We start from the raw sequence: 12,372 nt of genomic DNA on the forward strand, positions 1-12,372 counted from the left end.
TCAGGCGTTGGCGGGCGTGGCGGTGCGCTGCCAGGCCTCGTAGCCGCCGATCAGGTCGGACACCTGGGCGCGGCCCTGGTGCTCCAGCAGGCTCATGGCGATGACCGAGCGGTTGCCGGTGGCACAGTACACGACGATGGGCCGGTCCTCGGGGATCTCCGGCAGCCGTCCGGCGAGTTGGGCGAGCGGAATGCGCAGCGCGTTCTCGATGGCGCCGCCCGCCACCTCACTCGCGTTGCGCACGTCCAGGAGCAGCGGTGGCTCGGGGCCGTCGAGTGCGCCGCGCAGTTCGGCGGCGGTCAGGCGGGTGCTGTGAGCGATCTCGGCAGGCATGGTCAGGAAGGCGCCCTCGGGCTCGCGCAGGTATCCGCCGACCGTGTCGAAGCCGATCCTGGCCAGGCGGGTGACGACCTCACTCTCGCGGTCCTGCGGGGCGACGACCACGATCTCCTGGCCCGGGGCGACGACCATGCCGGCCCGCTCGGCGAAGCGGCCGTCGGCGGCGACGTTGATCGAGCCGCGCAGGTGGGCCAGCCCGTACTCCTGCGCGTCGCGCGTGTCCAGGACGACGGCCCCCGCCGACCGCCTGGCCACGAACTCCTCCCCGGACAGGGGAACAGTATGCGCGTTCACGTCGAGCAGGTCGTGCTGCTTGCGGTTGAGCACCGCGTCGTAGACGAAGTAGCCGGGCGCGGGCGGCTGGCCCTCGGTGACGATCGACACGAACGCCTCCTCGCTCATGGGCACGCACGCGTAGTTGGTCAGGCGCTGCTGCCCGATGGTGGACTGGCGTTCGGTGGACAGGTTCTTGCCGCAGGCCGAGCCGGCGCCGTGCGCGGGAAAGACGCGGGTGGCCTCCGGCAGCCGCATCAGCTTGTGCTGGACGCTGTCGTACAGCATGCGGCCGAGCTGGTCGGCCGTCGCGCCCAGGGAGGCAAGCAGGTCGGGGCGGCCCACGTCGCCGACGAACAGCGCGTCGCCGGTCAGCACGCCGTACGGCGCCGGGTCGGCGGCGTGCTCGAACACCAGCACGCTGATCGACTCCGGCGTGTGGCCGGGCGTCTCCATGATCTCCAGAACGACGTCGCCGAGCTCGATGCGCTCGCCGTCGCCGAACTTGCGGATCGGGTACTCGGCCTCGGCCCTGCGGCCATAGCCGATCCACGCTCCGGTGCGGGCGGCGAGTTCCAGATGGCCGGCGATGAAGTCGGCGTGGAAGTGGGTGTTGATCACGCCTTCGATGCGCAGGCCGTGCGCCTCGGCGTCGGCGATGTACTCGCTGACGTCACGCCGGGGGTCCACGACGACGGCGCGTCCGGTCTTGCGGTCGCCGATCATGTAAGAGGCATGGGAGAGGCAGTCGAGGTAGTACTGGGCGAAGAACATGGTCTTCCTCCTTCTAGGTGACTTCTTGGCGAGGAGCAGGGTGAGAGCCAGCGCCACCAGCCCCGCGGCAGCCAGCGCGGCGATGCCCCACGCCGTCTGGTACAGGGCGGGCGGTGCCTGCCGGACGAGCACGAACGCCCCCATCACGAGCACGAACCAGCCGAACCCCTTGCGCAGCCACTCGCCGCTGATCCGCCCGGCGAGCCGCCCGCCGAGCAGGCCACCGGCGACCGCGGCGGCGGTGACGGGCAGCGCGATCGACCAGTCGACCTGGACGGACTGCAGGTAGCCGGCGAAGCCGGCGAACGACTTCATCGCGATGACGAGCAGCGAGGTCGCCACGGCCGTGGTCATGGGCATGCCGCCGAGCAGTACCAGCGCGGGCACCACCAGGAACCCGCCGCCCGCGCCCACCAGCCCGGTGACCAGGCCGACGACGACTCCCTCCGCGACCACGTGGAGAATCGGCAGGTCCTTGGCTCCACTGGGCTGCGGCTTGGGTGTCCGGCGGCCGCGGATCATCGCGACCGCGGTGGCCAGCATCATCACGGCGAAGCCCGCCAGCAGCAATGGTGCGGGAAGGCGCGGGCCGAGCAGCCCGCCGCCGTACGCGCCGGCCATGCCGGCCAGGCCGAAGACGAGTCCCGTACGCCATCGGATGCGTCCCGCCCTGGCGTGCCCGAGGGCGCTCACCACGCTGGTGACACCCACGACGAACAGCGACATCGCGATGGCGCTCTTGGCCGGGACGCCGGCCAGGTAGACCAGCAGCGGCACGGTGAGGATCGAGCCGCCCCCGCCGAACAGGCCCAACGTCACGCCGACGACCACGGCCGCGGCAAGGGTCAGAGCGCTCATACGCTTCCTTTTCTCGATACCCCAGGGGGTATATAGAGGACAGACAGACATCCCCGCCGATGGTGAGGCTAGGAGGGGAAGGTCAGGTACTCGATCGGCTGATGCAGGCCAGGGCCGCATCGACGTCGACGCCCGGCCCGCGGTTATAGGGCAGACGGGACAGCAGCATGCCCAGCGTGCAGGTGTCGGTCAGTGCGGCGACGGCCAGCCCCGCACCGATGGCCGCAGCGGCGAAACGCGCGCCGGGTATCCACAGGTCCGCCACGATCGCGACCAGCACGATCGCGCCCGCGACCAGCCGGACCTGCCGCTCCAGACTCCACCTCGGCCGGCCGCGCACCACCGGCGCCTCGGCGGCGATCCACGCGTTCATGCCGCCCGAGAGCACCACCGCGTCGGGCAGTCCGGCCCCGCACAGGCTCTTGTGCGCCTGGGCCGCGCGCCCGCCGGACTGGCAGATCAGCAGCATCGTGCCACCCGCGTCGGCGACGATCCGCCGCAGGTGGGCGTCGACCTGGTCGAGCGGCAGGTTGATCGCGCCGTCGATGTGCGCGGCCTCGAACTCGCCGGGAGTTCGCACGTCCACGACCAGCACGTCGGGATTGGCTGCGATCATGGCGCGGGCGGTGACGGCGTCGACGTTTGGTGACTCGTCTTCGGTGGTCATCACTTCTCTTCTCGTGCCCGAGCTATACCCCCGGGGGTATCTTACTTAAGCCTTTATACCCCCGGGGGTAACCACATCGCAAATCCGATGATGATCTTGAGGAATCCGAAGGCGGCTGCCAGCGCCGCACCCTCGCGGCGCCCGCCACGAGCTTGTCGACTTCGTCTCCGACGACCGGCTGCGCGCGTCCGCTGAGGGCAGAACGTTCACGCGACAACGCTGGTCCACCCCGATCCGCTCCTACCGGCACCTGCACGGCGGGCGGGTCGCCGTCGCCGGCGAAGCTCAATGGCACGCCCCCGCTCCCGAAGGACGGTTCAGCTACGTCGAATTCCACGTCGACGACATCGCCTACAACACAGGGCACTCCGCCACCCCCAGAGCTCCAGACGCTGGTCAACGCCGCTGACATGCCAGAACTGACGCTCGATAGTCACCGTCCGTCAGACGGCGTTGGTAGCTCTTGGAACGATGGGGTCAAGACGGGTCGCGCTGCACAGGCGGCGGACGTTCTCGTTGAGCAGGCAGCGCGACAGGAGGACGACCTGTCCGGAAGGGCTCGTCATGCAGCTCCTGCCGGATGAGATCCATTTGGCGGGTCATCGCATGCCTCCTTCCGAGCTTCGTGATGTGGTCCTCATCGTCCACGGTCCAGGGGAGCGGGCTCGCGATGCAGGATGCGGTCGAGCCGCGCAGCCCGTTGGAGCGCGGTAGCGACGGAGCCTCGGCTCCCCGAGGGTGCGGCAGCGGAACCACGGCGCCGCCCAGCGGCGCCAGCCGCGCCGCTAGCTGCTCCCGCGCCGGCTCGGGCATCCAGCCGGGCAGCGCCGCCACGCCGTCGCGCACCACCGCCGCGCCCTCGTAGCCGTCCAGATCCAGATCGCCCTCGAACTCGACGCAGCACGCAGCGCCGCGGCAACGGCGCAGAGTCCGCGGCTCTCAGCGCCAGTCAGGTCTGTGATCTTCGCGTACATCGCCTCTCGGCTTCCCTAGTTAGGGAGCTGCGACCGTTCACCCAGCACCTTGCGGTAGAGCGCGTCGCGCAGGGCGAGCTCCCGCTTGTCGGTGATGCCGAACCCGAGACGGTTGGGTGCATAGCAGTATCCGATGCCGGTGTCGGGATCGGCGAGGCCGAACGAGCCGCCGTTGCCGGGGGTGCCGAAAGCGTCGTTCGCCGCGCTGCCGAAAGGCCAGTCGCTGGTCGGTTTCAGGTAGCCCAGCGAGTACACCGCCGGTGCCCGAAGGACGAGGTCGACCAGGCCGCCGCTGGGTGGCTGGGCCGGCTGCACCAGAGCGTCGAGGGTTTGCGGGGCCAGGCCGAGCTTGCCGCTCACGGCGGCGCCGTAGGCCGCCGCCACGGCGCGTGCCTCGCCGATGCCGTTTCCCGCAGGCAACTCGATGCGCAGCACATCAAGGCGGTTGTAGTTCACGTCGGTCAGCAGTTCCTGCGGGTTGGCGAACGCTCGCAGGGTGAGGCTACCCGGCGTCATCATGCCGCGAAGCAAGCCGCGCGGAACGTCACCGAGGTGCAGCAGCGATTCATACTTGCTGCGGCCGTGGATCGTCGCCCGGCGTTCCAGATCGAATCCGGCCGGCAGACCGATGGAGAAGTCGATGCCCAGCGGCGCGGCGATCTCCTCGGCGAAGAACCGCCCCAGCGATCGCCTGGCCGGGTCCACCCGGCGCAGCAACTCGCCTTCGTACCACCCCAGCGAGATGCCGTGATAGCCCTGCCGGGTGCCCGCAGGCCATAGCGGCCGTTGCAGGGCGATGGCCGCGGCCACCAGGTCGAGGTTGCCGAGGTCGGCGATGGTGAGCGGGATATCGATCACTGGCAGGCCGGCCTGGTGGGACAGCAGTTGCCGGACGGTGATGTCACCCTTTCCCCGCCAGGCGAACTCAGGCCAGTACGCCGCGACCCGTTCGTCGTAGTCCAGCAGGCCCCGCGAGTGCGCCAGAGCGAGCGCCAGCGAGGAGACGCCCTTGGTGGTGGAGAACATCGTCACGACCGTGTCCTCGCGCCACGGCTTGCGGGTGATGCCGTCGCGGTAGCCGCCCCACAGATCGACGACCTTCCGGCCGTCGCGGTAGACGGCGCACGCCGCCCCGACCTCGCCGCGCTCGGCGAAGTTGTGCCGGAACGCATCGGCGACCGGCCCGTACCCCTCATCCACCTCGCCGCATATGAGTGCGGAGGGGACATCCACTTTGAGTATCATGATGCTCCTCTCTCACCCATTCCCTAACGGTCTCCGCGGCTTCCCCGATAGGGCCGAAAGGCCCCCACCCCGGGCTCAAAGCCTCCCCCTCTTCCAGGACCGAATGAAGATCCGCAAGGCGGGGGGTGAGGTGCGGCCATCCAGAAACCGCCTGCGGTCGTCTCCTGGGCGACCGAGCGGCATCAGGGACCATGGGCCCGACGGGAGCGGACCTTCGCCTCTTTCAGGTCCGCTCGGTGCCGGCGACCATGAGGGACCATGGGAACAGGAGCGCGACGGGCCGGGAAGACCGGGCCCGGCGCATGACGACCCGGGACGGGGCGGCGATCGCCGTACGGGACCTGCGGGTGTACCGGGGCCGGCAGGTGGTGCTGCCCGGCCTGACCTTCGAGGTGCCACGCGGCCAGGTGACCGGGCTGCTCGGCCCGAGCGGCTGCGGCAAGACCACGTTGATGCGGGCGCTGGTGGGGGTGCAGGTCGTCGCCGGCGGTGAGGTGATCGTGCTCGGCGAGCGCGCTGGGAGTCCGGGACTGCGCCGCACGGTCGGCTACTCGACGCAGGATCCCGCCATCTATCGAGATCTGTCGGTGGTGGAGAACCTGCGCTACTTCGCCGCCGTCCTGGGGGCACCCCGCTCCGACGTCGACCGCGTGCTGGGCCACGTGGGCCTGGCCGATGCCGGGCGTCAGCTGGTGGGCACCCTGTCCGGAGGACAACTCAGCCGGGCGAGCCTGGCCGTCGCTCTGCTCGGCGCCCCGCAGGTGCTCGTCCTGGACGAGCCGACCGTGGGGCTGGATCCGGTACTGCGCCGGGACCTGTGGACGCTGTTCCGGCGACTGGCCGCGACCGGCGTCACGTTGCTGGTCTCCAGCCACGTGATGGACGAGGCCGCCCGGTGCGATCGGCTCATGCTGATGCGCGAGGGGGAGATCCTCGCCGACGACACGCCCGATGGGATACGCGGGTGTACCGGCACGACCGACTTGGAGGAGGCGTTCCTGCGCCTGATCGACGAGCGCGAGGCCCGGCGCGCCGAACAGAGTCGGTGAGCGACGTGAATCCCGCCATCACCCTGGCCACGGCCCGGCGGATCCTGACCCAGCTCCGGCACGACGGCCGCACGCTGGCCATGCTGATGGGAGTCCCGAGCCTGCTGATGATCCTGCTGTGGTACGTGATCGACAACCAGCGCGCCTTCAACGCCTACGGGCCGATGCTGCTAGGGATCTTTCCCTTCGTCGTGATGTTCATCGTCACCTCGATCACCACACAGCGCGAGCGCGCCGTCGGCACCCTGGAACGGCTGATGTCAGGCCCCCTGGGCAAGTTGGACCTGCTGCTCGGGTACGCCATCGCCTTCGGCGCGGTGGCGCTGGTCCAGGTGGGGGTGGTACTGGCGATCTCGCTGACCTGGCTGGAGCTCGAACTGGCCGGCTCGGTCGGCACGTTGCTGCTGGTGGCGGTGCTGGCCGCGGTGCTCGGCATGGCCCTCGGCCTGTTCTTCAGCGCCTTCGCCCGGACCGAGTTCCAGGCCGTGCAGTTCATGCCCGCCGTGGTGCTGCCGCAGGTGCTGCTGTGCGGCCTGATAGTGCCGCGCGACCAGATGGCCACGTGGCTGGAGTGGCTGTCGAACGCCATGCCGCTGTCGTACGCGGTCCAGGCCATGCGGGAGCTCGGCACCACCGCCGACTTCACCGGGGTGCTCGCGCGCGACCTGGTGGTCATCGCCGGCTGCACTCTGCTCGCCTTGATCCTGGGGGCGGCCACGCTGCGCCGCCGTACCCCCTGAACCAGCCGACCCCGCGCACCGCGGCGGGGTCTTCTCTTTCCCGCTACCACCTCATAGGGCCCAAGGTCGTGCCTTTCGGCCCTGCCGCGCCCGGCGCTCACGGGGAGACGCTCAAGGCCGACGGAAGGAGCCGACATGTCAGCGGTGATCGTGGCAGGGCTGTGCAAGCACTACGGGGCGGTCAAGGCGGTCGACGAGGTGAGTTTCACCGTGGCGCAGGGAGAGGTGTTCGCGCTGCTCGGCCCCAATGGCGCGGGCAAGACCACCACGGTGGAGATCCTGGAAGGGCATCGCAGCCGGGACGCCGGTCAGGTGTCGGTGCTCGGCTTCGATCCGGCCACCGGCGGCCGGGCCTATCGTGAGCGCATCGGCGTCGTGCTGCAAGAGGCCGGGTTCGAGGAGGAGTTCTCTGTCGCGGAGCTTGTCCGGCTGTACGCCGGCTTCTACCCGCGGCCCCGCGACCCGGACGAGGTCATCGAGCAGACCGGCCTCAAGGACAAGCGCGACGCCCGCGTACGGACGCTCTCCGGAGGGCAGCGGCGCCGCCTGGACCTGGCGCTCGGCCTGGTCGGCGCGCCGGAGCTGCTCTTCCTGGACGAGCCCACGACCGGCTTCGACCCTTCGGCCCGGCACCACGCTTGGGAGCTGATCGACGGGCTGCGCTCGTCCGGCACCACGATCCTGCTCACCACGCACTACATGGACGAGGCCCAGCACCTGGCGGACCGGGTGGCGGTGCTGCGCGAAGGCCGCTTGGTGGCCATCGGCGCGCCGGACACCCTCATCGCGGCCGAGGGCGCCAGCGTGCTGTCCTTCCGGCTCCCGGAGGGGACGGTCCCCGCGGATCTGCCCACCCTGACGGGCCGCGCCGAGGCGCACGGCCCGGTCGTGTCGGTCCAGACCGCCCAACCCGCCCGTGACATGCACGTCCTGACCGGCTGGGCGCTGGAGCGCGGCATCGAGCTGACCTCACTGATGCTGGCCCGGCCATCGCTGGAAGACGTCTATCTCGACCTGGTGAACGAGGCGACATCATGATCAGCCGACTGGTCTGGCACGAGACCCGATCCTTCTTCCGCGCTCCGGTCGCCGCCATCTTCACCGTCGCGATCCCGCTGCTGATGGCGGTGATCGTGGGCGCCGCGGTGGGCAACCAGATCGTCGAGCCGCGCACGGGCGTGCGGGTGATGCAGTTCGTCATCCCGGTCATGACCGTGTTCGGCGTGGCACAGGGCTGTTTCGGCGCGCTGGCCATTCACCTGGCCGACCTGCGCGACCGCGGCTGGCTGAAGCGGCTGCGCGGCACCCCGGTGCCCGCCTGGGCCGTCCTGACCGGGCTGGTCGGGGCGTCACTGGTGATGGCGGCGGCGACCGTCGCCGTGCTGCTGGCGATGGGCTTGGTCTTCTACGACCTGCAGATGGTGTGGCGCACGCTGCCCGCGCTGTTGCTCACCCTGTTGATCGGTGCCGCCTGCTTCACCGCGCTCGGCTTCGCCGTGGTCGCGCTGGTACGAAGCGGTGCCGCGGTGCAGTTGCTCGGCACGGGGCTGCTGCTGGCGCTCGCGTTCATCTCCGACATCATGCTCGTCGGCGCCCGGCTGCCGGCCTGGCTGGACATCGTCGGGTGGACCTTCCCGCTGCGGCACTTCGCCAATGCCGTCCGCGACGCCATGAATCCGCTGCTCAGCGGGTCTGGCTTCGCCGGCGATCACCTGGCGGTGCTGGCAGCTTGGGGGGTCGGCGGCGCGGCCGTGGCCGTGTGGCGCTTCCGCTGGGAACGACCCCCGGCCCGGACGACGACGGCTCGGGCGGCACGCGGGCGGTTCGTGCGACGGCAGGGCCGCCCGGCGTCGTGGCGACTGCTGGTCGGCCAGGCCGCGCACGCGGCGATCCGGCTACGTCGCGACCCGTCCACGGCGTTCTTCACGGTGATACTGCCGGTACTGCTCCTCGTGCTGGTCTCACTGGTCTTTGGCGAGGCTCGGGTCTCGGGCGTGCGACTGCCGGTGTTCATGCTTGCTGCGATGATCACGTACACGGTAGGCGTGGCCTCTTACGTCAACATCGCCGATACCGTCGCGGGCGACCGCGAGCGCGGCGTGCTCAAGCGGCTGACCGGCACCCCGCTCCCGCTCTGGGCCTATCGCGCGGGCAGCCTCACCATGGCGCTCCTGGTCACCCTGGTGACCGCTGCCGTACTGGCACTGGTGGCGGTGCTGGGCTACGGCGTCAACATCGAGCCTGTCATGATTCCCGGGATGCTCACCGCGATCGTCCTCGGGGGCGCGTGCTTCGCGGTTCTCGGCGCTCTCGTGGTGACGTTCGTGAGCAAGCAGCAGACTGCGAACGCGATCACTCTGGGCACTTTCCTGCCGCTGGCCTTCGTCTCCGACGTGTTCGTCATCGGCGGGGAACTGCCCGGCGCGCTGCGCGCGATCGGCGACGTCTTCCCGCTCAAGCACGTCTCCCACACCCTGCTCGCCGTACTAGACCCGGCAGGCCGGCCGTGGCCTTGGATGGACCTCGCCGTGGTTGCGGCCTGGACGCTGGCCGGTGCCGCGGTCCTCGCCCTCAAGGAAACTGGAATGCGCGCCGCCAGCTGAACCGTGGCATGAGGCGTCGCCGCCAGGCCCATCGGCCAGTTGTCGGCCGCCAGGCCCACCACGATCGGCCCCTGGCGGGGCGTGAGAGGCAGCGGGCCCCTGCCGCGGACGACGATGACCGGGCACTGCGCGTGGGCCACCGCATGGGCTGCCACAGAGCCGGTCACCGCTCGCGCCACAGCGCACAGTCCGCGGGAGCCGACCACGAGCAGTCCGGCATCGGCCGACAGCTCCTCCAGCCGCCCGGTCGCCGAACCCTCGTACAGATCAGGGCGCACGTCCAGTCCTGGGGAACTGGCTCGTCCGCAGTCGGTGCCGTGCCGCAGCACGTGCTCGGCCGCATGGCGCAGTGGGACCTCGATCCCGACGTCACGGTCGCCTGATCTGGGTACCGCCGTGGCGCTCTCGTTACCGGCCCTGCAGAAGCGGCGGCAGCGCGCGAACGGTGAGGATGATCCTGATCAGGCTCGCCGGTGCGGCCAACGCCATGGGCCAGGGGAGCGGCGGCATGCTGGCGACGGCGGCCGCGAGCATGCCCGCATCCAGCAGGATCAGGGTCACGGCGGCGACCGGGGTGGCGGCTTGGGCGCGACGGTAGGCGTGCTTTTCCCGGACGACGCTCAGCAGGGTGAACACGGTCGCGGCGAGTGCGAGGCCGTAGGCGATCCGCAGGGGCGGCACGATGGGCCAGGTCCACATCCGGGCGGAGACCAAGGTCAGGCCCCAGACCAGGGCCATGATCGGGCCCGTGGCCAGCAGCGCCATGGCCGTCCGCCGCCAGGGCGAGTCGCGGACGAAGGCAGTGGTGATCACTTCCGCGTCGCCGAACTCGGCGATCGCCGCGCGAGCGGCCGCGTCAGGGTCGCCGAGCGTGGCGAGGTGGGCTTCGTAGGCTTCTTGCAGCCCGTCGGCCAGTTCCTCGACGGCTTGTGCCGGCAGCCGGTGGGCCAGGATGGCGAGCTGGGCGGCGATCAGCTCGTGGCCGGCCATGGCCGTGTTCCCAGGGCTGCGGTGACCGTGCTGGCGAACTCCTGCCAGCCAGCCCGCTCGCCGCTCAGTGCGGTACGACCGGCCGCGGTGAGCTCATAGGTGCGGCGACGGCGCCCGCCGACCACCGACCAGCTTCCCGCGATCAGCCCGACTCGCTCCAGCCGGTGCAGTGCCGGGTAGACAGTGCCGGTGGGCAGGTCGATCCGGCCCGCGGTCGCGTCCCGCAGGGCCTCCTTGACCGCGTAGCCGTGCCGCGGCTCGTCCTCCAGCGCCGCCAGCAGCAGACCGTCCAGGTGTCCTTTGAGCGCTTCGGCCCTCATAGGTAGTAACGCTATATCGGGTCTTCCGCCGCAGCAACCGCCGTTGTAGCGTCCCTATGTATAGCGTTGCTACGTATGAGGAGGAGTGGTGGACGAGATCGACATCGCCGGCATCCCGGTCCCGGACGCGGGCCCGCTGTTCCTCACCGTCCTGACCGTCCACATCGCGGCCGGGCTGACGTGTGTCACCTGCGGGGCCGTGGCGGTCGCATCCCGCAAGGGCGCGGCCCGGCACCGGCGCTTCGGCCGGATCTACCTGTGGGCGCTGGGCGTGGTGTTCGCATCGATGACGGTCCTGTCGGTGATCCGCTGGAGCCACAACGCCCATCTGTTCGTCATCGGCACGGTCGCCTTCGCGCTCGCTCTGGTGGGCTACCTGGGCAGGCGGCGCCGGCCGTACCTGCACATCGCGGGCCTGGGCGGCTCCTACATCGCCCTGCTGACCGGCTTCTACGTCGACAACGGCCCGCACCTGCCGGGGTGGGACCGGCTGCCCGCCTGGGCGTTGTGGATCCTGCCGAGCCTCCTCGGCCTACCAGTGATCGCCCGCGCCATCGGGCGCAGGCTCCCCGCCAAGCGAGCGACATCATGATCATCAAACTGCTGCTGCGGCGGCATCGGCGCAACCCGGCCCGCCTTCGCTGGTACCGCGTCGTCTACCGGCTCGCCTACCGCCTTGGCCTGACCATCTGGGAGCGGCCCACCCCACCCGCCGACCTGGTCACGCTCGTCGAAGGGCCCTCAGCGCTCCGGCCCCGACGTGCCCTGGATCTCGGCTGCGGCACCGGCACCGACACCATCTACCTGGCCACGCACGGCTGGGAAGTCACCGCCATCGACATGGTGCCCAAGGCTCTGGCCGCCGCCCGCCGCAACGCCACTGCCGCCGGCGTGGCCCCACGCTTCATCGAAGGTGACGTCACCCGCCTCCACGATCTCGGTGTGGGCGATGGCTACACCCTGCTGGTGGACTTCGGCTGTTTCCATACCCTGCCGGAGGACCGGCGGCCCGCCTACGTCACCAGCGTGTCGCAGGCGGCAACATCGCGAGCGAGGCTGCTGCTGTACGGATTCAGCCGACCGCCCAAGGCCGCCCCGATGCGCGCCGACCTCACAGTCGAGGAGGTCCGGCAACGCTTCAGCCACGCTGGCTGGGAACTCCTCAGCGCCGAGCGCGCCTCAGCCGAGGCGCTCGGCATCGGTGTGCGACGGGCTGACGACCGGTTCGAGCTGTGGTGCTACCAACTCCAACGCTTGTCGAGCTGACCACGCCGCACATCCCGGATCCCGACGCCTCTCTCCAGGCCCCGATGGAATCGTTGCGGCGTAACCAAAGCGTGGGACGTTGGTCCGCTCATGGGTCACACCTGACGCCTGCGCGCGAACGCCGCAGCGCGATCAGTCGTCTTCGACGAGTTCGCTTTCCCCGGCTTCCCTGCTCTCCATGACGGCGAAGGCGGCGGGGCGGGATGTGGGGGTGGCCGGGTGGGTCCTCACCGGCGCCCTCGCCGGGAACCGGTTCACCAGGACTGGGCGGAAT

13 protein-coding genes and 1 pseudogene are annotated in these 12,372 nt (G+C 70.4%); 7 read left to right on the forward strand and 7 right to left on the reverse strand.

All coding sequences use genetic code 11. The features are described from left to right. Positions 1-2,244 carry a TSUP family transporter gene (locus Q9G87_RS61040; RefSeq protein WP_371825946.1) on the reverse strand — a complete coding sequence of 748 codons (2,244 nt, stop codon included), beginning with the start codon at positions 2,242-2,244 and terminating at the stop codon, positions 1-3. Positions 2,245-2,326: 82 nt separating this feature from the next. Next, a complete protein-coding gene (locus tag Q9G87_RS49390; protein ID WP_305923623.1) occupies positions 2,327-2,911 on the reverse strand; it encodes a rhodanese-like domain-containing protein in 585 nt (194 codons plus the stop codon). Positions 2,912-3,026: 115 nt separating this feature from the next. Here Q9G87_RS49390 and Q9G87_RS61045 point away from each other — a divergent pair, with 115 nt between their 5' ends. After that, a complete protein-coding gene (locus Q9G87_RS61045) occupies positions 3,027-3,320 on the forward strand; it encodes a DUF6544 family protein (RefSeq protein ID WP_371825949.1) in 294 nt (97 codons plus the stop codon). A gap of 34 nt (positions 3,321-3,354) precedes the next feature. Here Q9G87_RS61045 and Q9G87_RS49395 read toward each other — a convergent pair whose 3' ends face one another. Together Q9G87_RS49395 and Q9G87_RS49400 are read right to left on the reverse strand one after the other, a co-directional pair. Beyond that, complete coding sequence (locus tag Q9G87_RS49395) at positions 3,355-3,477, reverse strand: hypothetical protein (RefSeq protein WP_305923624.1); 123 nt, start codon at positions 3,475-3,477, stop codon at positions 3,355-3,357. Positions 3,478-3,900: 423 nt separating this feature from the next. After that, a complete protein-coding gene (locus Q9G87_RS49400) occupies positions 3,901-5,130 on the reverse strand; it encodes a serine hydrolase domain-containing protein (RefSeq protein WP_305923625.1) in 1,230 nt (409 codons plus the stop codon). 302 nt (positions 5,131-5,432) lie between these two features. Between Q9G87_RS49400 and Q9G87_RS49405 the strand changes: the two genes are divergently transcribed. The 4 genes from Q9G87_RS49405 (at position 5,433) to Q9G87_RS49420 (ending at position 9,522) form a co-directional block, all read left to right on the forward strand. Then, positions 5,433-6,179 carry an ABC transporter ATP-binding protein gene (locus Q9G87_RS49405; RefSeq protein WP_305923626.1) on the forward strand — a complete coding sequence of 249 codons (747 nt, stop codon included), beginning with the start codon at positions 5,433-5,435 and terminating at the stop codon, positions 6,177-6,179. Between the two features lie 5 nt (positions 6,180-6,184). Further along, on the forward strand, positions 6,185-6,919 hold the full coding sequence (locus tag Q9G87_RS49410) for an ABC transporter permease (protein ID WP_305923627.1): 735 nt from the start codon (positions 6,185-6,187) through the stop codon (positions 6,917-6,919). 135 nt (positions 6,920-7,054) lie between these two features. Next, on the forward strand, positions 7,055-7,957 hold the full coding sequence (locus Q9G87_RS49415) for an ABC transporter ATP-binding protein (protein ID WP_305923628.1): 903 nt from the start codon (positions 7,055-7,057) through the stop codon (positions 7,955-7,957). Next, entirely contained in the window at positions 7,954-9,522 is a 1,569-nt protein-coding gene (locus tag Q9G87_RS49420) for an ABC transporter permease (protein WP_305923629.1), read from the forward strand. The genes Q9G87_RS49415 and Q9G87_RS49420 overlap by 4 nt, the downstream gene beginning before the upstream one ends. A 164-nt stretch (positions 9,523-9,686) precedes the next feature. On the opposite strand, the pseudogene Q9G87_RS61050 reads toward Q9G87_RS49420, so the two are convergent. The 3 genes and pseudogenes from Q9G87_RS61050 to Q9G87_RS49430 form a co-directional block, all read right to left on the reverse strand. Continuing rightward, positions 9,687-9,851, reverse strand: a pseudogene (locus Q9G87_RS61050) (universal stress protein); the annotation flags it as partial. A 79-nt stretch (positions 9,852-9,930) separates the two neighbouring features. Further along, the gene (locus Q9G87_RS49425; protein WP_305923630.1) at positions 9,931-10,512 is read right to left on the reverse strand and encodes a hypothetical protein; all 582 of its coding nucleotides are present in this window, start codon (positions 10,510-10,512) and stop codon (positions 9,931-9,933) included. After that, positions 10,494-10,832: a PadR family transcriptional regulator gene (locus tag Q9G87_RS49430; protein ID WP_305923631.1), complete on the reverse strand. Its 339-nt coding sequence runs from the start codon at positions 10,830-10,832 to the stop codon at positions 10,494-10,496. Before Q9G87_RS49430 ends, Q9G87_RS49425 begins: the two co-directional genes overlap by 19 nt. An 88-nt stretch (positions 10,833-10,920) precedes the next feature. Between Q9G87_RS49430 and Q9G87_RS49435 the strand changes: the two genes are divergently transcribed. Both Q9G87_RS49435 and Q9G87_RS49440 read left to right on the forward strand, forming a co-directional pair. Beyond that, complete coding sequence (locus tag Q9G87_RS49435) at positions 10,921-11,424, forward strand: DUF2306 domain-containing protein (RefSeq protein ID WP_305923632.1); 504 nt, start codon at positions 10,921-10,923, stop codon at positions 11,422-11,424. Then, entirely contained in the window at positions 11,421-12,098 is a 678-nt protein-coding gene (locus Q9G87_RS49440) for a class I SAM-dependent methyltransferase (RefSeq protein ID WP_305923633.1), read from the forward strand. Before Q9G87_RS49435 ends, Q9G87_RS49440 begins: the two co-directional genes overlap by 4 nt. The last annotated feature ends 274 nt before the right edge of the window (positions 12,099-12,372 follow it).

Source organism: Nonomuraea turcica, from assembly GCF_030718205.1.
Taxonomy (GTDB): domain Bacteria; phylum Actinomycetota; class Actinomycetes; order Streptosporangiales; family Streptosporangiaceae; genus Nonomuraea.